A 22,612-nucleotide genomic window follows, 5' to 3' on the forward strand; every position below is an offset into this window, starting at 1 on the left:
CGTCCGGGATCAGCGCTTCATGTCGGGCAGGATGGCAGGTTGGCCGCGGCCCACGTCGGTCCAATACGAGATCAGCGCGATCGAGGCGTCGGAACCCGCGAGCATGCCGGCCTGACGCATCTGGAAGTAGCAGCCCCGGACACGGTGTTGGCTGCTGCGAACGTGGTCATGACCGACCCGGAAGGCGGGCCAGGAGATCGCCTTGGTCCATTCCTCGCCGACACTCGCATCGGGCAGCCGCGAGGCGCGCACCTGCTTGCCGGTCTGACCGTGACACGCGTAGCAGTTGAAATCGGACATGCCGGCACGGCGGGCGAACAGCACCTCGCCGGCGTCACGCATCGCCTTCTCCAGCGGATGATCGAGCGGGTTGTTCCACTCCATGCCGTTGGACTGCATCGCGATGTAGGTCTGGATCTGCATGTGATCCGAGCCCGAGCCATGCCGCGTGGTCACCGCCGGGTCATCCGCAGCGAATCCCTGCACCTCGGTCATGCAATGCACGATCCGGGTCTCGAGGTCCATCACCTTGCCGGTGTCCTCGAAGTAACGCGGCAGCTCGACGTAGGCACCTTCCAGCACGCCGGGACCCTTGCCGAAATCGCAGGCTTCCATCGAGACATTGTTCGGCCCGCGCGGCGTATGGAACAGATCCTCACCGTCCATGCCAACCCACAGCGCCGGGTTGTCGGGCATCATCATGATGTTCATCTCACTCTGGGTGAGATAGTCGGAGGGGAGTTTGTCGATCAGCGCCTGAAGGACGTCCTCCGGTGCCTGGGCATGGGCCGTAGCCCCCAGAGCCAGTGCCACGGGTAGCGCGAGCAAGGCCTTCTTGAACATGGAAACCTCCATCACAAGGTTGACATCGTTTTTTTCGGCAGTTCGGGCCCGAGCGGCTCGAACGCATCGTCATCGTGCTAATGTGCGGAACCCCCTGTCAACAAAAGTCATCACATTAGCGACTGCTAACGTGATGATTTCCTGGGCAGGTTCAAGACCACATCGGGGGACAGACGCAACGCGGCGCTGGATTATTCCCGGGAGTCTCCCGGTTCGGGAATACACACGCCCCGATGGCGAGTCCGGTGAAGGGAAGGTCCGACGGGGCGTGCGCGGCACATTTGCAGGCCGCGCCGGCGCGCATCGCCTTGGGGTACGGCCCGTATCTGGCCGGGCGGGAATGGCGGGAAGGTAAGCGGACAAAACGCCCGCAGGGCGCGGGTCAGCGCCCGGAAACGGCGGATCCGAGATCGGCCTGCTCGTGCTTCAGCAGCCAACCCTTGATGTCGGCGAAGGCTCCCTCGCGCTGCCCGGCGTAGGCACCGGCCCCGCTGCGCCATCCGGTCGCCGGAACCACGCGATGGCAGGGGATAAACACCGGCCACGGATTGATGCGGCAGGCCTGGCCGACTGCCCGCGGGGACGATCCGATCTCGTGCGCGATCTCGCCGTAGGTGCGGACCTCGCCCACCGGGATCCGGCACAGCGCCTGCCAGACCTTCCGGGCATGCGGCGTACCCGGAGGCAGACCGGCCGGGGCCCGCCAATGGACTGGATCGCGCAGGTAATCGGCAGGATCGAACGGCGGCACGACCGGCGCCGCCGGAACCGGCCAGCGGCGCGCCCGCTCGAGAGCCCCGCGGAATCCGGGAGGGAGGTGCGCGGCATCGGACCCGTCCGGATCGGAGGTCCGCGCGACCCAGTCCGCCGTCAGCAGGCCATGGCTCGCGGACGACGCGAACATGAACTCCAGCGCCGCCCGGGGCAGGAAGCAGCGCCGGAGATCGACGTCACCCGACGCGGACGAAGGAATCCCGGACACCTGCGACGGGACTCAGCGTGCGGCTTTGATGTCTTCCTTGATGCGCGCGGCCTTGCCGGTCCGGTCACGCAGGTAGTACAGCTTGGCGCGCCGCACCTTGCCGCGCCGCTTGACCTTGATCTCGGCGACCAGCGGGCTGTGCGTCTGGAACGCGCGCTCCACGCCGGTACCGTAGGACATCTTGCGCACGGTGAACGCGGAGTTCAGGCCGCGGTTGCGCTTGGCGATCACCACGCCCTCGAAAGCCTGGAGGCGCTCGCGCTCCCCTTCCTTCACCTTGACCTGCACCACCACGGTGTCGCCGGGACCGAAGTCCGGCACCTCGGTCTTCATCTGCTCGGCTTCGAGTTGCTGAATCATGCTCTTCATCGTCGGACCTCAATCATCGGTATCTCTGCGCCCGCCGGAACGCCTCCGGAGGCCACGGTATTCATCCAGCAGGGCCGCATCCTCGGCCCCCGGCAAGCATCGGGCCAGCAGGTCGGGCCTGCGTTCCCAGGTACGGCCCAGCGCCTCGCGCCGACGCCAGTGCTCGATCCGGGCGTGGTGACCGGTCAGCAGTTCGGCCGGCACCGTGCGCCCGTCGATCACCTCGGGGCGCGTGTAATGCGGGCAGTCCAGCAACCCCCCGGTGAAGGAGTCCTGATCCGCCGAATCCGCGTGGCCGAGCGCTCCGGGCAGCAGCCGCGCGCAGCCGTCGATCACCACCATCGCCGCCAACTCGCCGCCCGAGAGCACGTAGTCGCCGAGCGACCATTCCTCGTCCACTTCCGCCTCCAGCAAGCGCTCGTCGATCCCCTCATAGCGCCCGCACAGCAGCGCCACGCGCGGACACTGCACCAGCCGCCGCAGCATGGCCTGTTCCAGCGGCCGGCCCTGCGGGGTCAGCGCGATCACACGGACCAGCCTCGGGTCCGCCTCGCGCACCGCCGCCAGCGCTGCCGCCAGCGGTGCGTACTGCATCACCATCCCCGGGCCGCCGCCGTAAGGACGGTCGTCCACCGCCTGATGCACGCCCGTCCCCCAGCGCCGGGGGTTCCAGGTGTGCAGCTCGAACAGCCCCTGCTCGCCAGCGCGCCCGGTCACACCGTACTCCGCCACCGGCCGGACCAGTTCAGGGAACAGCGTGATGACATCGAAGCGCATCGTGCCGCTCAGAACTCGGGATCCCAGTCGACCCTTACCAGGCCGGCCGCCGGATCCACGTCAAGCACGTAGCGCCCGCGCACCCAGGGCACCAGGCGTTCCCGGTCGCCCTGCACCACCATCACGTCGTTTGCACCGGTCTCGATGAAACCCGATATGCGCCCGAGATCCACGCCCTCTTTCGTTTCCACCCGCAGGCCCTGCAGGTCGGCCCAGTAGAAGGCTCCGTCTTCGAGCGGCGGGAGCCATTCGCGCTCTACCGCGAGCGTTGAGCCCACCAAGGCACAGGCCGCGTCGCGGTCCGCCGTGTCCCGGAACTTCAGGACCACACCGCGCCCGTGCCCCCGACCCGCCTCGACCTCCAGCAACTCCCAATCCGCACCGCGCTGCATCCACAGCCGGGGGAATTCGGCAATGGCCGCGCGCGGCTCGGTCTCCGAAAAGACCCGCACGAAGCCCTTGACCCCGTACACTCCGGACACGCGTCCGACGATCAGCCGTTCCGGTTCGGCGCTCACCGCTGCAGGCGCCTGCGACGGCATCAGGCGGCGGCGGCCACCTGCTTGCGATGCTGTTTGACCAGCTGAGCCACGCGATCCGAAGTGGCCGCGCCCCGGGCCAGCCAGTGGTCGACACGCTCCAGATCAATCTGCAGGGGTGTCTCCTGCCCCCGGGCCACGGGGTTGAAGAAACCGATGCGCTCGATGTACCCGCTGTCGCGGCGGGCGCGGGAGTCGGTGACGACGATCTGGTAGAACGGCGCGCGCTTGGCGCCGCGACGGGACAGACGAATGGTAACCATGCGTATTCTGGACCTCAGTGAATCCGGGTTTCTCGAGGGAACGGGGAATTATAGCGGAAGTCGCTCACGAAACAAGCCGCACCGGCCACGGGCCAGCGCCGCTCAGCGAAACGGCAATCCGCCGCCGCCCAGCCCGCCCATGCGGCCGCCGAGCGTGCGCATCATCTTCGCGGCTCCGCCCTTCGAGAACTTCTTCATCGCCTTGCTCATCTGCGTGTGCTGTTTCAGCAGGCGGTTTACGTCCTGAATCTGACAGCCCGAACCGGCCGCGATGCGGCGCTTGCGCGACCCCTTGATCACCTCCGGGTGGCGCCGTTCCTGTTCGGTCATCGAACCGATCACGGCCATCATCCGGCGGATCTCGCGATCGTTGGCCTGGGCCTTGACCGTGTCCGGCAGTTTCCCCGCACCCGGAAGTTTCTCCAGCAGACTGCCGATCCCGCCCATCTTCTGCATCTGCGCCAACTGGTCGTGCAGATCGTTCAGGTTGAACCCGCGCCCCTTCTTCAGCTTGCGCGCGAGCTTTTCGGCCTTGTCGTGATCGACCTGCCGGGTGGCCTCCTCGACCAGCGTCAGCACGTCGCCCATACCCAGGATGCGCGAGGCCACGCGCTCGGGATGGAACGGTTCCAGCGCCTCGGAGCGTTCACCCATGCCCAGGAACTTGATCGGCACGCCGGTGACCTTGCGCACCGACAAGGCCGCCCCGCCGCGGGCATCGCCGTCGGCCTTGGTCAGCACCACGCCGGTCAGTGGCAGCGCTTCGCCGAAGGCATGCGCGGTATTGGCCGCATCCTGGCCGGTCATCGCATCGACGACGAACAGGGTCTCGATCGGATCGATCGCCGCATGCAGCGACTTGATCTCGGCCATCATCGCGTCGTCGACATGCAGCCGGCCCGCAGTATCGACCAGCAGCACGTCCTTCATCTCGCGGCGTGCGCGTTCGACCGCGGCCCGCGCGATCGCCTCCGGGCGCTGCCCGGCGTCGCTGGGATAGAAGCTGACGCCGACCTGCTCGGCCAGCGTCTCCAGCTGCTGGATCGCGGCCGGCCGGTACACGTCGCAGCTGACCACCGCCACTTTCTTCTTCTGGCGTTCGCGCAGCAGCCGCGCCAGCTTGCCAATGCTGGTGGTCTTGCCGGCACCCTGCAGGCCGGCGACCAGCACGATTGCGGGCGGCTGACTCGCCAGGTTCAGGCCGGCACTCTCCCCGCCCATCACCTGCACGAGTTCGTCGTGCACGACCTTGATCAACGCCTGCCCGGGAGTCAGGCTGCCGATCACTTCGCGCCCTAGCGCCTTCTCGCGCACCTCGGCGATGAACTCGCGCACCACCGGCAGCGCCACGTCTGCCTCCAGCAGCGCCATGCGCACTTCGCGCAGCGCCTCCTGAATGTTGTCCTCGGTGAGCCGTGCCTGGCCCTTGAGCCGCTTGACCGTTGCCTGCAGGCGGGTGGAAAGTCCGTCGAACATGGTGACTCCTGAATACTGTCGATAAGGCCGCGCGGAAGTTCGCTGTCCGCCGCTGCGGCCGCGCCCGGGGCGCAGCGGGCCCAGTATACGGGACGGCGCGGGGGCGCGGCATCCGCGCGGATTGACGCGCCGGGTGCATGTGCACTCACCGCCCGCGCGTGGGCGATTTCCCCGGCAGCCCGTGGCGATCCGCGGGGCGCGGTGCATTGTCCGGCCGAAGCATGGATAATCGGGCACCATGAGCATAGCCATCGGCCTGCTGGCCATTCTCCTGTACCTGATCACGACCGGATCCCTGGTCGCAGCCGCCCGGCGCGAACCACCGGCACCGGCCCGTCCGCGCCTCCCGCTGGGCATTTGGGCCGCAGCGCTGCTGGTTCACCTCGGGGCGCTGTCACAACTCATCTGGACCGATGCCGGACTGAATCTCTGTCTCGGCAATGCGGTGTCGGCGTCGCTGTGGCTGGTCGCCGCGCTGCTGTGGACGGCTTCGCTGCGTCACCCGCTTGCGATCATGGGTGTGATCGTGCTTCCACTGACCGCATTGGCGCTGTTGGGCGCGCTGACCTGCAGCGGCGGCACCCGCGTCGCCACGACCCCGTTCGTCGAGATCCACATCATGCTCGCCGCCCTCGGCTGGGCATTCCTCGCGCTGTCGACGGTACAGGCGGCGGTGATGACGGCACAGCACCGTGCGCTGCACGAACATCACACCACCGGGTTCGTGCGCTACCTGCCGCCGCTGTACTCGATGGAACTCTGGCTGTTTCGGATGATCTTCGTCGGCTGGGTGTTCCTGAGCCTCAGCCTCGCCAGCGGGCTGGTGTTCCTGGAAGATCTGTTCGCCCAGCATCTCGTGCACAAGAGCGTGCTGTCGATCCTGGCGTGGATCATGTTCTCGGTGCTGCTGTTCGGCCGCTGGCGCTTCGGCTGGCGCGGCTCGCGCGCACTGGCGTGGACGACGGGCGGGTTCGTGAGCCTGGTACTCGCCTATTTCGGATCAAAGCTGGTGCTCGAGGTGATCCTGCAACGGGTCTGATCCCCCCGGAAGGGCTCCGAGGGCACCTGACGCAGGCGGTCCCGCACGGGTGGGCCACCGAGGGGGCCTGACACTCGCGGCGGGTGGCAGGCACGAGCGGGTATTGAACCCGTCGCGGCTCCTGCCAGAATCGCGATTCGACACGGTCCATAGCGAGGAACACCCGCTTGCACGACATTCCCCTGGGGGCGCTGTTCGGCGCCCTGTTCCTGCTGTTCCTGCTCTCGGCGTTCTTTTCCGGCTCCGAGACGGCGCTGATGGCGCTGAACCGCTACCGGATGCGGCACAAGGCCCAGCAGGGCCACCGCGGCGCACTGCTGGCGGCACGCCTGCTCGAGCGCCCGGATCGCCTGATCGGCCTGATCCTGCTCGGCAACAACTTCGTAAACATCCTGATCACGCAAATCGCGACCTTCATCGGCTGGCGCATGTTCGGTGACACCGGGGTGGCGATCGCCACCGGCCTGCTCACGCTGGCCTTGCTGATCTTCGCCGAGACCGCGCCGAAGACGGTCGCGGCACTGCACAGCGAACGCATCGCGTATCCGGCCGCCTGGGTCTACAGCGGCCTGATGCGCCCGCTCTCGCCGGTGGTGTTCGTGATCAACGTCCTTGCCAACGGCTTCCTGCGCCTGTTCGGGATCCGGATGGATGCCCGCCAGCGCGCGGCCTTGTCCGCCGACGAACTGCGCTCGGTCGTGGTCGAGGCCGGTGCGCTGATCCCTGCGAAACACCAGCGCATGCTGATCAACCTGCTGGACCTGGAGCGCACCACCGTCGAGGACATCATGATTCCGCGCAACGAGATCGTGGCGCTCGATCTCGAGGAAGACTGGACCGACGTGCTCGACCAGATCCTGAGCGGCAGCTTCACCCGTGTGCCGGTGATCGAAGGGGAGCTCGATCGCGTACTCGGTTTCGTGCACATGCGCGACGTGCTGCCGCTGGCGTATCGTGAATCCTTCGGACCGGAAGATCTGCGCGCGGTCATCACCCCCCCCTACTTCATACCCGAGGGGACGGCGCTGAACCGGCAGCTGATCAACTTCCAGAAAGAGAAGCGGCGCATCGGTCTGGTCGTCGACGAGTACGGCGACATCGAGGGGCTGGTGACGCTCGAGGATCTGCTGGAGGAAATCGTCGGTGAGTTCACCACCGATCCCCCGACCATGGGAGGCGACGTTCTGCGCCAACCCGACGGCAGCGTGGTGGTCGACGGCGGCATCCACCTGCGCGAGCTGAACCGGGCGCTTGACCTGAATCTCCCGGTCGATGGTCCGAAAACCCTCAGCGGCCTGATCGTCGAACATCTCGAGGAGATCCCCGAAGCGCCGGCGAGCGTACGCATCGGCGGGGTGGTAATGGACATCGTGCAGATCAAGAACAACATCATCCGCACCGTGCGCATCCCGCCCGCGGCACCCCCGGGCTCACCGGAGTCATCGTGATGGCGAAACCGAAGTTGCGGTACGTCTGTCGGGAATGCGGCAGCATCAGCCCGAAGTGGTCCGGGCAGTGCGGCGACTGCGGGGCCTGGAACAGCATGGAGGAGTTGGCCCCGAGCGCCGCCGCGCAGAGCACACGCGGCGGGGGCTATGCCGGCGAGGCTGGCCGGATCACCCGCCTCGGAGACGTCGAGAGCCGGGAAGTGCCACGCATCCCCACCGGCCTGTCGGAACTCGACCGCAGCCTCGGCGGCGGACTGGTCCACGGCTCGGTGGTGCTGATCGGCGGCGACCCGGGCATCGGCAAGTCCACCCTGCTGCTGCAGGTGCTGGCGCTGCTGCCACCGGACCAGAGCCTGTATGTGACCGGAGAGGAGTCGGCGCAGCAGGTCAGCCTGCGCGCACACCGGCTCGGTCTGGATGTAGCCGGCCTGCGCCTGCTGACCGAGACGCAGGTGGAAAACGTGATTGCGACCAGCGAGCGTGAACGGCCGCGGGTACTGGTGATCGATTCGATCCAGACGCTGTACAGCGCCGGGCTGCAGTCGGCGCCGGGATCGGTCTCGCAGGTGCGCGAAAGTGCCGCGGCCCTGGTGCGGCTGGCGAAGCAGCGCGGAGTGACCGTGATCCTGGTCGGCCACGTGACCAAGGACGGCCAGATCGCGGGCCCGCGGGTGCTCGAACACATGGTCGACACGGTGCTGTACTTCGAGGGCGATCCCGGCGGGCGGTACCGCATGCTGCGGGCGGTAAAGAACCGCTTCGGCGCGGTCAATGAACTCGGCGTGTTTGCGATGCAGGAAGATGGCCTGACGCCGGTCGCGAACCCGTCGGCAATCTTCCTTTCCCGGCACAGCCGGCCGGTACCCGGCAGCGTGGTGATGGTGACCCGCGAGGGCACCCGGCCGCTGCTGGTCGAGGTGCAGGCGCTGGTGGCCGAGACCCATGCCCCTCAGCCGCGGCGGGTCACGCTCGGTCTGGAGCAGAACCGGCTGATCATGCTGCTCGCGGTGCTGGGACGGCACGGCGGCATCACATTGTTCGATCAAGACGTATTCGTGAACGTCGTCGGCGGGGTGCGCGTATCCGAAACCGCCGCCGACCTGCCGATGCTGGTCGCGGCACTGTCGTCGCTGCGCGACCGCCCGCTGGGCATGGACCTGGCCTGCTTCGGGGAGATCGGGTTATCGGGCGAGGTGCGCCCGGTCCCGAACGGCGAGGAACGCCTGGCCGAAGCCGTGAAGCATGGGATGACGCGCGCGATCATTCCCGCCGGCAACCGCATCCGCCGGCGCCTGCCCGGCATCGAGATCCAGCCGGTCGAACACCTCACCGACGCCCTCGACCTCGTCTGAGGCTCCGATCGGCCTCGGGAAGTTTGATTGTTCACCACAAAGAGCTCGAAGGCACGAAGAAGGGCGTTATTCGGTTGGGGGTTACCCTGGGTTCTGCGCGTATCGGCAACCATGGCGGCCGCGTTTTTCTCAGATCGCAGAAGGGTGACACCCCGGGTGCATCGCTCTACCCGCACCCGGGCCAATGTCCCTACCCAAGCAAACCTTCGTACGTTCGTGCTCTTCGTGGTGCAAGAAAAAGCGCCAGGCGAAGCCGCCCGCCGGGGTGGAGGCAATCAGCTGGCGGCCGCGAGGTCGGCGGCCAGGGAATCACGCATCGCCGGCGCCACGGCATCGACCCGGTGAGCATAGTGCTCGTGTTCGACGCCGACCGCGATATTTGCGCCCTTCTTCACCGCGGCGATCATCTCGGCGGTCAGTTCGAAACGCAGGAAATGCACCGACGAGGTCTTGTCCTCGGTGTCGCGCTCGAGATCCTCGTCGGCGATCGGGTACACCTTGTCGAATCCTTCGACCTGCACGTAAGTCTTGTCCTCGACCCCGATCAGCCGCCCCAGCGCCACCTTGCGCTCGTCGATGTCGGGGAACTCGACCATCATCGTCGCCTTCCAGTTGGTGCCGTCCGGGATCAGCGGGTTGTACGCGTCCAGTTCGTCCTGGATGCCGGCCGCATCGAAGATCTTCTCCGCGCGCAGCATCTCCTGGATCTGGTACTGCATCGTCTTGCGATCTTCGAAATGCAGCGTCACGTTGGGACCAACCTGCAGCACGCGGTTCTTCTTGTGCTGCATCACTTCGGCCCGGAAGCCCGGACGCAGTTCCGAGTACTTCTCCAGCGAATACAGGTCGTCTCGGCTCAACTTGCTCACAGTCTACCTCCAGAGTCTGGGTCCGGTTCGGGCGGGCGGCACGCGCCTTCGCTCCTGAAACGTGTCTTCGGGCACAGCCGGACGCCCCGAGCGGTTCCCGGTTGCGGTGACCAGCTCAGACGCCCTGCCCCGCTCGTCAATGGTCGTGATCGTGGTGACCGATGTCGGTGTAATCCTTGTCGGAAAACAGGTTGTCTCGCAGTTCCCTGTCGAACACCGGGTTCTTGCGGCGAATCCATTCCAGCACCATCGCCGCGTGTTCGATCTCCTCGTCGCGGTTGTGCGCGAGGATCGCTTTCAGCTCCGGATCCTTGCAGGCATCCACCCGTTGCTGGTACCAGTCGACGGCCTCGAGCTCTTCCATCAGCGACACGATCGCCCGGTGCAGTTCCCGGCTGTCGTCGCTCAGCTCTCCTACGGGTTCGTGATATCCGTCACTCGACATGAATCGGGTCTCCTCGGTCGGATTCGGTTACAGGCCGTACGCCTTGCGCAGCAGGGTCAGCGGATGTTCGGGTTCGCGCCCGTCCTTCAGGCCATTCTCGATCATGTGCCCGGCCATCGGGCAGTCGCTGGAGAAATGGTCCGCCTCGGCCTTCTGCACCCGGCTGACCACCGGACGGCAGATCTTGGTCGCGGTTTCGAAGAACTCGGTCTTCACCCCGTAGGTACCGTCGTGTCCGGAACAGCGCTCGATCACGTCGATCTCGGTACCGGGCACGAGCTTCAGCAGGTCGCGCGTCTTCAGGCCCATGTTCTGCACCCGCAAGTGGCAGGCTGCGTGATAGGCCACCTTGCCGAGGCGCTGCGGGAAGTCGGTCTTCAGTCTGCCGCCGGCGTGGCGGGCCATCAGGTACTCGAACGGGTCGAAGATTCGCTTCTTCACCGCCTGCACGTCGGCATTGTCCGGGAACATCAGCGGCAGTTCCTGCTTGAACATCAGCACGCAGGAAGGCACCGGACCGACGATGTCGTAGCCCTGGTCGATCACGCGCTTCATCGCGGGAACGTTGACATCCTTCGCGGCCGCCACGGCCTCGAGATCGCCGAGTTCCAGCTTGGGCATCCCGCAGCACTGCTCCTTGTCGAGCAGCGTGACCTCGATGCCGTTGTGATTGAAGACCTGGACCAGGTCCTCGACGATATGGGGCTCGTTGTAATTGCCATAGCAGGTAGCGAACAGCGCTACGCGACCGGTCGTGCCGTTCACCGCCTCCGGGGCGGACACCGCCGCGGCCACCTGCGCGGCGCGCTTGCGGCCCTTGCGGCTGTGGTATTTCGGCAGACTCGCCTCGGGGTGCACGCCCAGCGTCTTGTCCAGCAGCTTGCGCGCCGCCCCGTTGCGGTTCACCGCGTTCACCGTCTGCGCCACCACCGGGATGCCGGCCAGCGTGCCGATCAGGTCGGTGCTGGACATCAGCTTGTGCGCGGTTTTCGCGCCTTCCTTCTTGAAGCGCACCGCCTTGCCGCGCAGCATCAGATGCGGGAAGTCGACGTTCCACTCGTGCGGCGGCACGTACGGGCACTTGGTCAGGTAGCACAGGTCGCAGAGATAGCAGTGGTCGACGACCTTCCAGTAGTCGTCCTTCTTCACCCCGTCCACCTCCATGGTCTCGGACTCGTCGACCAGGTCGAACAGGGTGGGGAATGAGTTGCACAGGCTCACGCAGCGGCGGCAGCCATGGCAGATGTCGAAGACGCGCTCCATCTCGGCGAAGAGCGAGCCTTCATCGTAGAAATCGGGGTTGCGCCAGTCCAGCGGATGGCGGGTGGGGGCTTCTAGACTGCCTTCACGTTTGTTCTGCGTCGGCGCGGACATGCGTTTCTCCCAGGCCTGGAGTCTTCACTGACAGGGGGCGGGACCGGCTGAACCGGTCCCGCCCGATGCGGTCTCCCGAAGCCGATCAGGCGTCCAGGTTGTCCAGCGCCTTCTGGAAGCGGTTGGCGTGCGAACGCTCCGCCTTGGCCAGGGTTTCGAACCAGTCGGCAATCTCGTCGAAGCCCTCGTCGCGGGCGGTCTTGGCCATCCCCGGGTACATGTCGGTGTACTCGTGGGTCTCGCCGGCGATGGCCGTCTTCAGGTTGGCCTGGGTGCCGCCGAACGGAAGGCCGGTGGCCGGATCACCGCAGGTCTCCAGGTACTCGAGGTGGCCATGCGCGTGACCGGTCTCGCCCTCGGCGGTCGAACGGAACACCGTCGCGACATCGTTGTAGCCCTCGACGTCGGCCTTGGATGCGAAGTACAGGTAACGGCGGTTGGCCTGGGACTCGCCGGAAAAGGCTTCCTTCAGGTTGTTCTCGGTCTTGCTGCCTTTCAGATCCATCGTGGTTCTCCTCTGTTGGACTGAGTGGGTATGCGCTGCCTGCCGGTGGCAGGCACGGAATTTAGACTGTGTCTAAACCGTGCGGAGACTTTAGACCCGGTCTAAACGGTTGTCAACCTCCGCTTCGGTGCATCCCGCTTCCCAGGGGGCTTCGGATTCGGTACCTTTTTCAATCGCCCATACCTACGCGGATCATGCCAGAGATTCCCCCTCCCGAGACCCCGGCCGGCTTCGAGGCGGCCATGGATGCCCTCGAGCAGCTCGTCGCCCGCATGGAGACGGACGAGATGCCGCTCGAAGAGGCCCTGCGCGAGTATCAACGCGGCATGGAACTGGTGCGGGCCTGCCAGACGGCCCTCGACGATGCACAGCAGCGCATCGCGAGCTCGGTCGACCGCCCCGCTGCCCCCACCGACACAGCCTCGGACCCCAATGACTCCACAAAAGTTCCGGATATTGCCGATCCCGACGATGTCCCGTTCTGATCGCGGCCGTACGTGAACAGCCAGATCGAAGCGTACCAGAAGCGCATCGAAGCGTTTCTGGACCGGATGCTCGATTCCGCGGAGGCGCCGGTTCCCGAATTGATCGCCGCGATGCGCTACTCGACGCTGGGCGGTGGCAAACGGCTGCGGCCATTACTGGTCTACGCGACGGGACGAGCGGTAGCGGCGCCGGAGGCATCCCTGGACCCCATCGCGGCTGCGGTCGAAATGATCCACGTGTACTCGCTGATCCACGATGATCTGCCGGCCATGGACGACGACGATCTGCGCCGCGGCAAGCCCACCTGCCACAAGGTCTACGGGGAGGCCACCGCGATTCTGGCCGGCGATGCGCTGCAGGCGCTTGCGTTCGCGACGCTGCTCGATGCCGGGGACGGCCTCGACACCGACACCCGGCTCGTGCTGGCGCGGGATCTGGCGCACGCCTCGGGCATTCGCGGCATGGCTGGAGGCCAGGCGATCGATCTCGCCTCGGAGGGCCGGTCGCTGGACATCACGGACCTCGAAACCATGCACCGGCTGAAGACCGGCGCACTGATCCGGGCGTCGGTGCTGCTGCCGGCTCAGGCAGGTCACGCGGATGCATCGACGCAGGCGCGGCTCGGGATCTACGCCGACTGCATCGGCCTCGCGTTCCAGATTCGCGACGACGTGCTCGATGTCGAGGGGGATCCGGAACTGCTCGGCAAGGCCTGCGGTGCGGACAGCCTGCTCGAAAAGGCAACCTTCCCCTCACTGCTGGGCCTGGAGACCTCGCGGCATCGGGCGACCGAACTGGTCGACGAGGCACTGGCCAGCCTGCAACCCTTTGGAACGGAGGCCGACTTGCTGCGCTTCCTTGCGCGGTACATCGTGGAGCGAATGCATTGATTCCGGGCCGACCGATGTTCGAGCGAAACGGGTACACGCGCAGCAACCCGCGAAAGCGGCCCGGGGCGTGGCAGGCACCGGTTGGGGTTCGCCCTGCCGCAGCGACGCGGCGCCCGGGTTGAACATGTCCGGGACCCCGCGACTCGATTCGATCGATTGGCCCGCGGACCTGCGCCGTTGCAGGGCCTCCGAACTCGAGCAAATCGCACTGGAACTGCGGCAGTTCCTGATCGACACGGTGGCGCGTACCGGCGGGCACCTCGCGGCCAACCTCGGAACCGTGGAGCTCGCCATCGCGCTGCACTACGTGTTCGACACTCCGCGCGACCGCATCGTCTGGGATGTCGGACACCAGGCGTATGCGCACAAGATCCTCACCGGGCGCCGCAACGCCATGGCGACGCTGCGCCAGTACGACGGCATCGCCGGTTTCCCGAAGCGGGACGAGAGCGAGTACGACGCTTTCGGCACCGGCCATTCGAGCACTTCGATCAGCGCGGCCGCCGGGATGGCACTGGCCGCGGCACGCGCGGGGTCGAAACACCGGCACGTCGCGGTGATCGGGGACGGCGCGATGACGGCCGGCATGGCCTTCGAGGCCCTGAACCATGTCGGCGAACTCGATTGCGACCTGCTGGTGATCCTGAACGACAACGAGATGTCGATCTCGCCCAATGTCGGCGCGATGAGCCAGTATCTCGCCCGCTTGCTCTCAGGGCGGTTGTACTGCAGCGTTCGCGAAGGCTCGAAGAAGATGCTCGACTACGTGCCGCCGGTCCGGGCCCTTGCCCAGCGCGCCGAGGAGCACGTGAAAGGCATGATCATGCCCGGCACGCTGTTCGAGGAACTGGGCTTCCGCTATTTCGGACCGGTCGACGGACACGACGTCGACGGGCTCGTGGCGATGCTGTCCAACCTGCGGGATCTGCACGGGCCGCGCCTGCTGCACATCGTCACCCGCAAGGGCCACGGGTACGCGCCCGCCGAGGACGATCCCTGCCGGTACCACGGAGTCGGGCAGTTCAGTCCGGATGCCGGGATCCCTGCCGCAGCGCAGCCGAAGCCGCCGACGTATACCGAGGTATTCGGCAACTGGCTCTGTGACCAGGCCCGGGCGGATGCGCGGCTGGTCGGGATCACGCCGGCCATGCGCGAGGGATCGGGCCTGGTGCGCTTCTCCGAAGAGTTCCCCGACCGCTACTTCGACGTCGGCATCGCCGAACAGCACGCGGTCACGCTGGCGGCCGGCATGGCCTGCGAAGGCCTGCACCCGGTGGTCGCGATCTACTCGACTTTCCTGCAGCGCGCACTGGACCAAGTGATCCACGACGTCGCGCTGCAGAACCTCCCGGTGCTGTTCGCGATCGATCGCGCCGGGATCGTCGGGCCGGACGGCCCCACCCATGCCGGCGTGTTCGACATCAGCCTGCTACGGACCGTCCCGAACCTGGTGCTGATGGCCCCGGCCGACGAGTCCGAGTGCCGGCAGATGCTGAGCACCGGGTTCGCCTGCGCCGGCCCGGCGGCGGTCCGCTACCCGCGTGGGGGCGGCCCCGGGACGACACCCGGTACCGGTCTCGATCCGCTCCCGATCGGCAAGGCGGCGGTCGCGCGCAGCGGACGGCGCATCGCGCTGCTGAACTTCGGCCCGCTGCTGCAAGCGGCGCTGGAGGCGGGCGAGGCACTCGATGCGACGGTGGTCAACATGCGCTTCATCAAGCCGCTCGACACCGAGTTGCTGGAGCGGCTGGCGCGCACCCACGAGCGCCTGGTCACCCTCGAAGACCACGCGCTGGCCGGGGGGGCTGGAAGCGCGGTGCTCGAAACGTTGGCCGCACACGGACTGGCGACGCCCTGCCTGACGCTGGGCCTGCCCGACCATTTCACCCCGCATGGCCCGAGAAAGCGCTTGCTGTCAGATTATGGGCTGGATGCGCAGGGAATCCTCCGGGCCATCCGGGGTGCGGCAGGCACGGAAGACCGCCCGGGCGGCGAAGCGGCGCCAGCGCCCCCTCGCTCCCGTGGCGGCAGCCAGGGCTAGCCTTTGCCGCCACCTGGCGCCGCCGGATACCGACTGTCGGCGCGCAGGCCCGTGGGGCGCGCTCGCATCCGGGCCGGTGCCTGCACCTGCACGGCGACGATCGGGACGCGGAGACGGCCGCGCGGATCGCCGGGCGGGACGCCCCCGGAGGGCGATCGACCGCGCGGTCTCGACTCAGAGATGGCGCGAGGCGTAGTCGGCGAGCCGCGAGCGTTCTCCGCGCGTCAGGGTGACATGACCGCTGTGCGTCCAGTGGCGGAAACGGTCGACGACGTAGGTCAGCCCCGAGGTGGTCTCGGTCAGGTACGGCGTATCGATCTGCGCGATGTTGCCCAGCGCAACGACCTTCGAACCCGGCCCCGCGCGCGTGATCAGCGTCTTCATCTGCTTGCTGGTCAGGTTCTGCGCCTCGTCGAGAATGATGAAGCGGTTCAGAAACGTGCGGCCGCGCATGAAGTTCAGCGACCGGAGCTTGATCCGGTTCTGGATCACGTCGTTGGTCGCGGCACGGCCCCAGTCACCTCCGCCCTCGGTGCGGGTCAGCACCTCCAGGTTGTCCATCAGCGCCCCCATCCAGGGCGTCATCTTTTCTTCCTCGGTGCCTGGCAGGAAGCCGATGTCCTCGCCCACCGGGATCGTGACCCGGGTCATGATGATCTCCTTGTAGAGATTGTCCTCGAGGGTTTGCGCAAGGCCGGCCGCCAGCGTGAGCAGTGTCTTGCCAGTGCCCGCCGCACCCACCAGCGACACGAAGTCCACCTCCGGATCCAGCAACAGGTTCAGCGCGAAATTCTGCTCGCGGTTGCGGGCATTGATCCCCCAGACGGTGTGGCGCGGATGCAGGTAATCGTCGAGGAGTTCGATCACCGCAGTCTCGGCCTGATGGTCGAGCTCCAGCACGATCGCCTGGATCGGGGTGTCACCGTCACGGTAGATGAACTGGTTCGGGTGCCATTGCACGACCAGCGGGCCGCTGACGCGGTAGTAGGTGCGACCGCTTTCCTGCCAGGACTCCATCTCCCGGCCGTGCGATTCCCAGAAATCCGCCGGCAGTTCCGCCATACCCGAATACAGCAGGCTGACGTCGTCCAACACCTGGTCGTTGAAGTAATCCTCCGCATGCAGGCCGAGTACCGCCGCCTTGATGCGCAGATTGATGTCTTTCGAGACCAGCGTCAGATCAGCATCGGGATGCTCGCCCTGCAGCGCGAGTGCCGTCGCCAGAATCGTGTTGTCGGGGGTCGATCCGGGCAGCGTCTCGGGGATCTGCGCAGCCATCGCGCGGGTCTGGAAGAACAGGCGCCCACTGGCATGGAAGCTCGCGTCGGCCAGGGATTGCGCATGCAGCGGGAGCCCCTGCCCGATCTGCTCATGGGTCGCGTCCTGGGTCAGCTCGTCGATGAAGCGGCTGACCTGGCGCACGTTGCGGGCGACCTCGGAGACTCCCTTCTTGCTGCGATCGAGTTCCTCCAGCACCACCATCGGCAGGAAGATGTCGTGCTCCTTGAACCTGAACAGCGCAGTCGGATCATGCATCAGCACGTTGGTGTCGAGCACGAACAGGCGGTTGCTGCGAATCTCCTTCTTGGCCATGGACCCTCCGGGGCGGCTTGGCACTCTCGTCTACCGTTCGCGCACCGCGGCCAGGACTTCGGCAACATGCCCCGGCACCTTGACCTTGCGCCACTCCCTGCGCAGTACGCCGTGTTCGTCGATCAGGAAGGTGGAACGCTCGATCCCGCGTACCTGTTTGCCGTACATGTTCTTCATCTTGATGACACCGAAGGCCTCGCAGAGGGCTTCGTCGGTATCGCTCAGCAGGTCGAAGGTCAGGCCTTCCCGGCTGCGGAACCGCTCGTGGCTGGCGAGGCTGTCACGGGAGACACCCAGGATCACCGCGTTGGCGGCGTCGAAATCGGCCTGGTGCTCGGCAAAGTCGCGGCTTTCGCTGGTACAGCCGGGTGTACTGTCCTTGGGGTAGAAATACAGCACGATGCGCCGCCCGGCGAAATCACCGAGCGCGAGGGACTGGTCCCCGGTCGCCGGCAGACGCAGGTCGGCAGGAACGGTCTGGTCAACTGCAATACTCATGGCAATTCCTTCGGGACAAGGAGGGGTAAACGATGGTCCATGGCGGACCTTCAGCCCTTGATGGGATCCAGTACGCCATCGAGGTTCAGGTCGTCGCAGAAATCCAGGAAATCGCCGCGCAGGCTGGCAAGGTGCTGCTCGGCCGGGATGTCGATGACCAGATTCGCAGAAAACATGCGGGTACCCGTCTGCTGCGCGCGAAACGCACGGGTATGCATGTCCCGGATGTTCACGCCGCGACTGGTGAAGAACTCGGCCAGTGCGTGCACGATTCCGACCTGATCCAGGGCGACGACATCGACGGTGTAGGGCATCGCTTGCCCGGGCGCCTCCCCTGGCTGCACGCGCCTCGCAATCAGGCTGAACCCGGTATCCGCCTCCAGCCTTGGCAGCCGACTCTCGAGCTTTCCGAGGGTCTTCCAGTTGCCGCTGACGGCCATGCTGATGCAGCAGACCCCGGCCAGTACCGACATCCGGCTGTCCTCGAGGTTGCAGCCCGCGTCCATCGCGAACCGCGCCACCTGCTCGAGCAGGCCGGGCCGATCGGCGCCGATCAGAACCATGACGAGGTGCGTGGCGGGGACTGCGCCCTGGGAATCGGACATGACGGCAACACAAGCAGCGGGACAGGCAGGCAACATATCACCTTGCGGACCCGGCGCAAACGCCGCCTATGGCCGGACTACGCGGATTCGATGGTCTCTTGAACCCCCTGTTCCCACACCGGTAGACTGCAACATTGGAGTACCCGGAGGGGGCAATGTTTCAAGGCAGCATGGTCGCATTGGTCACACCGATGCAACTCAACGGCAGCATCGACCACGAGTCGTTGACGCGACTCGTCGACTGGCACATCGAAGCCGGCACCGATGCCATTGTCGCGGTCGGCACCACCGGCGAATCGGCCACCCTCGACTTCGACGAACACTGCGACGTGATTGCGCGCGTGGTCGAACACGTGCAGGGCCGCCTGCCGGTCATTGCCGGTACCGGCGCGAACGCTACCCGGGAAGCGATCGAACTGACCCGATGCGCGCGCGAGGCCGGCGCCGACGCCTGCCTGCTCGTCACCCCGTACTACAACAAGCCGACTCAGGAAGGCCTGTACCGCCATTATCGCGCGGTCTCCGAAGCCGTGGAGATTCCGCAGATCCTCTACAACGTCCCGGGCCGTACCGCGGTGGACCTGTTGCCGGAGACCGTCGAGCGACTCGCAGAAGTGCCCAATATCGTCGGCCTGAAGGAAGCTCTGGGAAGCCCGGAACGGACGCGGGAACTCGTGGAACGCGTAGGCGGCCGCCTGGAACTGTACAGCGGCGACGATGCGACCGCGCTGGAATTCCTCCTGGCCGGCGGACAGGGCGTGATCTCGGTCACCGCCAACGTCGCCCCCGGCCTGATGCACGAGATGTGCATGCTCGCACTCGCGGGCGATACCGACCGCGCCCGCGAAATCAACGACCGCCTCGACGGGCTGCACCATGCGTTGTTCCTGGAGGCCAACCCGATACCGGTAAAATGGGCCACCGCCCGTCTGGGACTCATTCCCGAAGGGATTCGCCTGCCGCTGACGCCGTTGTCAGAACCCTTTCACACGCCGGTGCTGGATGCGATGCGCCGCGCTGGAATCGCCCTGGACTCCTGAACAACATGAAACCATCACCCGCCCTCAAGCTGCCCCACCGTCTACTGGCCGCGGCCGTTGCGCTGGCGCTTTCCGGCTGCGCAGGGTTAGGCCCCGCCACCACCGACGGCCCACGCTACGAGGCCAGCCGGCAGATCGACTCGCTTGAGGTTCCCCCTGACCTTCTCGCGCCCGACATGCAGCGCGCCTACCGGATTCCGGACGCTCCCGGCGAGCGCGTAAGCGCGCGGGAGCTCGATCGCGATCTCCGGACTGGACCCGGCGCAGTGGCGCGCGACCGTCCGATTCTGCCCGAGAGCCCCGAGGTGCAGCTGCGCAGAGACGGCCAGATGCGCTGGCTGGTCGTGCAGGCCGAGCCCGAGGCGCTGTGGCCGCGGCTGCGCGAGTTCTGGCGCACGCAGAACCTCGCGCTGTCCCGTGACGAACCCACCGTGGGCATCATGGAAACGGAATGGGCGGAGGACCGGGCGGGAATTCCGCTGGGGCTCACCCAGGGGCTGATCTCGCGCGCGCTGGGTACCCTGTACGATGCCGGCACACGCGACCAGTACCGGCTCCGGGTCGACCGCCTGAACGGCGCCACCGAGGTGTTCATCGCGCACCGGGGAGCAGTCGAGCACGGCGACCCGGACGGCCAGGGCATGCGCTGGGTCATGAGCGATCCCGACCCGCAACTCGAGGCCGAGATGCTGAACCGGCTGCTCGTTTTCCTGACGACCGGCGAAGCGCCCGAAGGGCGCACGCGCGTGGAGGAAACCGACTTCGAACGCACCGGACAGGTCGACCTGGTCCAGCGCGACGGCCGCTCGGTCCTCGTGCTCAGGGGAGAACCCGACGCACTTTGGCGACGCCTGGGGCTCGCCCTCGACCGTACCGGACTGCTGGTGGACGAGCACGACCGGCGCGACGGAACCTTCCTGGTCACCTACCGCCCCGATGTCGCGGACGGCGGGGAAGCGGAACGCCCCGGTCTGCTCCGGCGCGTGTTCCGGTTCGGCCGCGGCGAAGACCGGCGCCAGGGTGAACGCTTCCAGGTCCGCATGATCGAGCACGGGCGCGACCTGCAGATCGAGGCGCTATCGATCGAGGGTGAACGCATCCGTGACCGGGATGCACGCTTCGTCCTGGAACTGATCCAGCCCCAGCTGCGCTGAACATTTCGCACGGGCAGACGCACGGCCACATGACAGCTCCCGTGTTGGCGGCTCGCCGCCGCGCCGCATGATCCGGTTCGCTTCGCTGGGCAGCGGATCGTCCGGAAACGCACTGCTGATACAGGCCGGGCGCACCCGGATCCTCGTCGACTGCGGCTTTTCGGTGCAGCAAGCAACGCGACGCCTCGACCGCCTCGGCGTCGCGCCCACCGAACTCGACGCGGTCTTGCTCACACATGAACACTCCGACCATATCGGATCCAGCGCAGCGTTCTGTCGCCGGCATGCGCTGCCGGCCTACCTGACCCCGGGCACTCGGCTAGGGGCACGAGACAGCCGCTACCCCTGCGTTCAGGAATTCCAGGCGGGCGAGCGTTTCGTGATCGCCGACCTCGAGATCCAATCCTTTACCGTACCGCACGACGCGCGCGAACCCTGCCAATTCGTTTTCTCGGACGGTGCGTCGCGGCTAGCACTGCTGACCGACCTCGGTCACGCCACCCGCCATGTCCGCGAACACATCGACGGCGTCGACGGCCTGCTGCTCGAATGCAACCACGATGCCCATCTGCTGGCTCACGGCCCGTATCCGCCCGCCCTCAAACGCCGTGTCGGGGGCCCCCTACGGACACCTCGCCAACGCCGAAGCCGAGGAGCTTCTCCGCACGATGGAGCGCCAGCGACTGCAGCACGTGCTCGGCATGCACCTCTCGGAAACCAACAATCGCCCGGACCTGGCACGCCGTGCGCTGGCGGCCGGCCTGGGATGCATTCCCGAGGACACCGAGATCGCAACCCAGGAAGACGGCTTCGGCTGGCGCGAACTGCGCTGACGATGCGTAACGACCCGTGCGCTGCCGGGAGAGTGCGACGCAACGGCAGCGAGTCTTGTCGCCCACTCTCGGTTCAAGCCAACCTTCTGTTGCCGCAACTCTGGCACCGAAAAGTCCCAGCCGCCCGCGCACGGACCTGGGTGCAATTGCGCCAGGGCGCCAGTGGCTGCCCAGCTCACGCGCCTTCCACTCCGACCGGCTCGTCCGTCCGGCTCAACTGCGCAGGCCAAAAAAAACCCGGACGCTGGTGACAGCGCCCGGGTTCGGGTAAATGCCTGGCGGTGACCTACTCTCACATGGGGAGGCCCCAAACTACCATCGGCGCTGAACAGTTTCACTTCCGAGTTCGAGATGGGATCGGGTGGTTCCTGTTCGCTATGGCCGCCAGACAAACTGGCTGGAGCACACGTTATCCACGCAGGCTCCAATTCTGGAATGCATTCTAGGCAGTGTGTCAACTCGAGACTCGCCCAACTCCTTGGGTGTTATATGGTCAAGCCTCACGGGCAATTAGTACTGGTTAGCTTAACGCGTTACCACGCTTCCACACCCAGCCTATCAACGTTGTGGTCTTCAACGGCCCTTCAGGGGACTCGAAGTCCCAGGGAGATCTCATCTTCAGGTGGGTTTCCCGCTTAGATGCTTTCAGCGGTTATCCCTTCCGTACATAGCTACCCGGCAGTGCCACTGGCGTGACAACCGGAACACCAGAGGTACGTCCATCCCGGTCCTCTCGTACTAAGGACAGATCCTGTCAAATCTCCGACGCCCACGGCAGATAGGGACCGAACTGTCTCACGACGTTCTAAACCCAGCTCGCGTACCACTTTAAATGGCGAACAGCCATACCCTTGGGACCTGCTTCAGCCCCAGGATGTGATGAGCCGACATCGAGGTGCCAAACACTGCCGTCGATATGGACTCTTGGGCAGTATCAGCCTGTTATCCCCGGAGTACCTTTTATCCGTTGAGCGATGGCCCTTCCATACAGAACCACCGGATCACTAAGACCTGCTTTCGCACCTGCTCGACGTGTCTGTCTCGCAGTCAAGCACCCTTATGCCTTTGCACTCGTTGCGCGATTTCCGACCGCGCTGAGGGTACCTTCGCGCTCCTCCGTTACTCTTTGGGAGGAGACCGCCCCAGTCAAACTACCCACCACACACGGTCCCCGACCCGGATCACGGGCCT

General features: G+C 66.2%; 22 protein-coding genes, 2 rRNA genes and 1 pseudogene (1 of these 25 cut by a window edge). 9 read left to right on the forward strand and 16 right to left on the reverse strand.

Annotated elements, in window-relative coordinates; genetic code table 11:
* Positions 1–9: 9 nt before the first annotated feature.
* The 7 genes from soxA to ffh all read right to left on the reverse strand — a co-directional run bounded on the left by soxA (position 10) and on the right by ffh (position 5,249).
* Positions 10–843: a sulfur oxidation c-type cytochrome SoxA gene (soxA, locus tag TVNIR_RS16170; RefSeq protein WP_015260154.1), complete on the reverse strand. Its 834-nt coding sequence runs from the start codon at positions 841–843 to the stop codon at positions 10–12.
* A 382-nt stretch (positions 844–1,225) separates the two neighbouring features.
* Positions 1,226–1,825 carry a methylated-DNA--[protein]-cysteine S-methyltransferase gene (locus TVNIR_RS16175; RefSeq protein ID WP_015260155.1) on the reverse strand — a complete coding sequence of 200 codons (600 nt, stop codon included), beginning with the start codon at positions 1,823–1,825 and terminating at the stop codon, positions 1,226–1,228.
* 12 nt (positions 1,826–1,837) lie between these two features.
* On the reverse strand, positions 1,838–2,194 hold the full coding sequence (gene rplS / locus TVNIR_RS16180; RefSeq protein WP_015260156.1) for a 50S ribosomal protein L19: 357 nt from the start codon (positions 2,192–2,194) through the stop codon (positions 1,838–1,840).
* A 9-nt stretch (positions 2,195–2,203) separates the two neighbouring features.
* Entirely contained in the window at positions 2,204–2,971 is a 768-nt protein-coding gene (gene trmD / locus TVNIR_RS16185; RefSeq protein ID WP_015260157.1) for a tRNA (guanosine(37)-N1)-methyltransferase TrmD, read from the reverse strand.
* An 8-nt stretch (positions 2,972–2,979) separates the two neighbouring features.
* On the reverse strand, positions 2,980–3,489 hold the full coding sequence (gene rimM / locus TVNIR_RS16190) for a ribosome maturation factor RimM (protein ID WP_015260158.1): 510 nt from the start codon (positions 3,487–3,489) through the stop codon (positions 2,980–2,982).
* Positions 3,490–3,512: 23 nt separating this feature from the next.
* Positions 3,513–3,773 (reverse strand): 30S ribosomal protein S16, encoded by a 261-nt coding sequence (gene rpsP / locus TVNIR_RS16195; RefSeq protein WP_015260159.1) that lies wholly within the window; start codon positions 3,771–3,773, stop codon positions 3,513–3,515.
* A gap of 102 nt (positions 3,774–3,875) precedes the next feature.
* Positions 3,876–5,249: a signal recognition particle protein gene (gene ffh, locus TVNIR_RS16200; protein ID WP_015260160.1), complete on the reverse strand. Its 1,374-nt coding sequence runs from the start codon at positions 5,247–5,249 to the stop codon at positions 3,876–3,878.
* A 238-nt stretch (positions 5,250–5,487) separates the two neighbouring features.
* Between ffh and TVNIR_RS16205 the strand changes: the two genes are divergently transcribed.
* The 3 genes from TVNIR_RS16205 (at position 5,488) to radA (ending at position 9,088) form a co-directional block, all read left to right on the forward strand.
* A complete protein-coding gene (locus tag TVNIR_RS16205; protein ID WP_015260161.1) occupies positions 5,488–6,288 on the forward strand; it encodes a cytochrome C assembly family protein in 801 nt (266 codons plus the stop codon).
* Between the two features lie 167 nt (positions 6,289–6,455).
* Positions 6,456–7,736 (forward strand): HlyC/CorC family transporter, encoded by a 1,281-nt coding sequence (locus tag TVNIR_RS16210; protein WP_015260162.1) that lies wholly within the window; start codon positions 6,456–6,458, stop codon positions 7,734–7,736.
* Positions 7,736–9,088, forward strand: coding sequence for a DNA repair protein RadA (gene radA / locus TVNIR_RS16215; protein WP_015260163.1), 1,353 nt, complete (start codon positions 7,736–7,738; stop codon positions 9,086–9,088). The genes TVNIR_RS16210 and radA overlap by 1 nt, the downstream gene beginning before the upstream one ends.
* A 275-nt stretch (positions 9,089–9,363) precedes the next feature.
* On the opposite strand, the gene TVNIR_RS16220 is transcribed toward radA, so the two are convergent.
* The 4 genes from TVNIR_RS16220 to TVNIR_RS16235 all read right to left on the reverse strand — a co-directional run bounded on the left by TVNIR_RS16220 (position 9,364) and on the right by TVNIR_RS16235 (position 12,281).
* Positions 9,364–9,957 carry a DUF3501 family protein gene (locus TVNIR_RS16220; RefSeq protein ID WP_015260164.1) on the reverse strand — a complete coding sequence of 198 codons (594 nt, stop codon included), beginning with the start codon at positions 9,955–9,957 and terminating at the stop codon, positions 9,364–9,366.
* A gap of 136 nt (positions 9,958–10,093) precedes the next feature.
* Complete coding sequence (locus tag TVNIR_RS16225; protein ID WP_015260165.1) at positions 10,094–10,402, reverse strand: encapsulin-associated ferritin-like protein; 309 nt, start codon at positions 10,400–10,402, stop codon at positions 10,094–10,096.
* Positions 10,403–10,429: 27 nt separating this feature from the next.
* Positions 10,430–11,776: a heterodisulfide reductase-related iron-sulfur binding cluster gene (locus TVNIR_RS16230; RefSeq protein ID WP_015260166.1), complete on the reverse strand. Its 1,347-nt coding sequence runs from the start codon at positions 11,774–11,776 to the stop codon at positions 10,430–10,432.
* 85 nt (positions 11,777–11,861) lie between these two features.
* On the reverse strand, positions 11,862–12,281 hold the full coding sequence (locus TVNIR_RS16235; protein WP_015260167.1) for a rubrerythrin family protein: 420 nt from the start codon (positions 12,279–12,281) through the stop codon (positions 11,862–11,864).
* Positions 12,282–12,475: 194 nt separating this feature from the next.
* Here TVNIR_RS16235 and xseB point away from each other — a divergent pair, with 194 nt between their 5' ends.
* The 3 genes from xseB (at position 12,476) to dxs (ending at position 15,698) form a co-directional block, all read left to right on the forward strand.
* Positions 12,476–12,766 carry an exodeoxyribonuclease VII small subunit gene (xseB, locus tag TVNIR_RS16240; protein ID WP_043739852.1) on the forward strand — a complete coding sequence of 97 codons (291 nt, stop codon included), beginning with the start codon at positions 12,476–12,478 and terminating at the stop codon, positions 12,764–12,766.
* A gap of 12 nt (positions 12,767–12,778) precedes the next feature.
* Entirely contained in the window at positions 12,779–13,657 is an 879-nt protein-coding gene (gene ispA, locus TVNIR_RS16245; RefSeq protein WP_015260169.1) for a (2E,6E)-farnesyl diphosphate synthase, read from the forward strand.
* 124 nt (positions 13,658–13,781) lie between these two features.
* Positions 13,782–15,698, forward strand: a complete 1,917-nt coding sequence (dxs, locus tag TVNIR_RS16250; protein ID WP_043739853.1) for a 1-deoxy-D-xylulose-5-phosphate synthase — start codon at positions 13,782–13,784, stop codon at positions 15,696–15,698.
* A gap of 174 nt (positions 15,699–15,872) precedes the next feature.
* On the opposite strand, the gene TVNIR_RS16255 is transcribed toward dxs, so the two are convergent.
* The 3 genes from TVNIR_RS16255 to TVNIR_RS16265 are packed head-to-tail and all read right to left on the reverse strand — an operon-like array spanning position 15,873 to position 18,394.
* Positions 15,873–17,291, reverse strand: a complete 1,419-nt coding sequence (locus TVNIR_RS16255) for a PhoH family protein (RefSeq protein WP_015260171.1) — start codon at positions 17,289–17,291, stop codon at positions 15,873–15,875.
* A 30-nt stretch (positions 17,292–17,321) separates the two neighbouring features.
* Complete coding sequence (locus tag TVNIR_RS16260) at positions 17,322–17,789, reverse strand: peroxiredoxin (RefSeq protein ID WP_015260172.1); 468 nt, start codon at positions 17,787–17,789, stop codon at positions 17,322–17,324.
* Between the two features lie 50 nt (positions 17,790–17,839).
* Positions 17,840–18,394, reverse strand: a complete 555-nt coding sequence (locus TVNIR_RS16265; RefSeq protein ID WP_043739854.1) for a glycine cleavage system transcriptional repressor — start codon at positions 18,392–18,394, stop codon at positions 17,840–17,842.
* 155 nt (positions 18,395–18,549) lie between these two features.
* Here TVNIR_RS16265 and dapA point away from each other — a divergent pair, with 155 nt between their 5' ends.
* The 3 genes and pseudogenes from dapA to TVNIR_RS16280 all read left to right on the forward strand — a co-directional run bounded on the left by dapA (position 18,550) and on the right by TVNIR_RS16280 (position 21,421).
* Positions 18,550–19,434: a 4-hydroxy-tetrahydrodipicolinate synthase gene (gene dapA, locus TVNIR_RS16270; RefSeq protein ID WP_015260174.1), complete on the forward strand. Its 885-nt coding sequence runs from the start codon at positions 18,550–18,552 to the stop codon at positions 19,432–19,434.
* A gap of 5 nt (positions 19,435–19,439) precedes the next feature.
* Entirely contained in the window at positions 19,440–20,588 is a 1,149-nt protein-coding gene (gene bamC, locus TVNIR_RS16275; RefSeq protein ID WP_043739855.1) for an outer membrane protein assembly factor BamC, read from the forward strand.
* A gap of 67 nt (positions 20,589–20,655) precedes the next feature.
* Positions 20,656–21,421: pseudogene (locus TVNIR_RS16280) on the forward strand (MBL fold metallo-hydrolase).
* A gap of 273 nt (positions 21,422–21,694) precedes the next feature.
* Here the strand turns inward: TVNIR_RS16280 and rrf are convergent.
* Positions 21,695–21,810, reverse strand: a 5S ribosomal RNA gene (rrf, locus tag TVNIR_RS16285).
* Between the two features lie 100 nt (positions 21,811–21,910).
* Positions 21,911–22,612: ribosomal RNA gene (locus TVNIR_RS16290) — 23S ribosomal RNA — on the reverse strand (it continues 2,178 nt past the right edge of the window).

Origin of the sequence: Thioalkalivibrio nitratireducens DSM 14787 (genome assembly GCF_000321415.2) — a bacterium.
GTDB lineage: Bacteria > Pseudomonadota > Gammaproteobacteria > Ectothiorhodospirales > Ectothiorhodospiraceae > Thioalkalivibrio > Thioalkalivibrio nitratireducens.

Coding starts and splice junctions, on each gene's coding strand:
- soxA (WP_015260154.1), bottom strand. CDS start 843: ATGTTCAAGAAGGCCTTGCTCGCGCTACCCGTGGCACTGGCTCTGGGG.
- rplS (WP_015260156.1), bottom strand. CDS start 2,194: ATGAAGAGCATGATTCAGCAACTCGAAGCCGAGCAGATGAAGACCGAG.
- trmD (WP_015260157.1), bottom strand. CDS start 2,971: ATGCGCTTCGATGTCATCACGCTGTTCCCTGAACTGGTCCGGCCGGTG.
- rpsP (WP_015260159.1), bottom strand. CDS start 3,773: ATGGTTACCATTCGTCTGTCCCGTCGCGGCGCCAAGCGCGCGCCGTTC.
- ffh (WP_015260160.1), bottom strand. CDS start 5,249: ATGTTCGACGGACTTTCCACCCGCCTGCAGGCAACGGTCAAGCGGCTC.
- TVNIR_RS16205 (WP_015260161.1), top strand. CDS start 5,488: ATGAGCATAGCCATCGGCCTGCTGGCCATTCTCCTGTACCTGATCACG.
- radA (WP_015260163.1), top strand. CDS start 7,736: ATGGCGAAACCGAAGTTGCGGTACGTCTGTCGGGAATGCGGCAGCATC.
- TVNIR_RS16225 (WP_015260165.1), bottom strand. CDS start 10,402: ATGTCGAGTGACGGATATCACGAACCCGTAGGAGAGCTGAGCGACGAC.
- TVNIR_RS16230 (WP_015260166.1), bottom strand. CDS start 11,776: ATGTCCGCGCCGACGCAGAACAAACGTGAAGGCAGTCTAGAAGCCCCC.
- TVNIR_RS16235 (WP_015260167.1), bottom strand. CDS start 12,281: ATGGATCTGAAAGGCAGCAAGACCGAGAACAACCTGAAGGAAGCCTTT.
- xseB (WP_043739852.1), top strand. CDS start 12,476: ATGCCAGAGATTCCCCCTCCCGAGACCCCGGCCGGCTTCGAGGCGGCC.
- dxs (WP_043739853.1), top strand. CDS start 13,782: ATGTCCGGGACCCCGCGACTCGATTCGATCGATTGGCCCGCGGACCTG.
- TVNIR_RS16255 (WP_015260171.1), bottom strand. CDS start 17,291: ATGGCCAAGAAGGAGATTCGCAGCAACCGCCTGTTCGTGCTCGACACC.
- TVNIR_RS16260 (WP_015260172.1), bottom strand. CDS start 17,789: ATGAGTATTGCAGTTGACCAGACCGTTCCTGCCGACCTGCGTCTGCCG.
- TVNIR_RS16265 (WP_043739854.1), bottom strand. CDS start 18,394: ATGTCCGATTCCCAGGGCGCAGTCCCCGCCACGCACCTCGTCATGGTT.
- dapA (WP_015260174.1), top strand. CDS start 18,550: ATGTTTCAAGGCAGCATGGTCGCATTGGTCACACCGATGCAACTCAAC.
- bamC (WP_043739855.1), top strand. CDS start 19,440: ATGAAACCATCACCCGCCCTCAAGCTGCCCCACCGTCTACTGGCCGCG.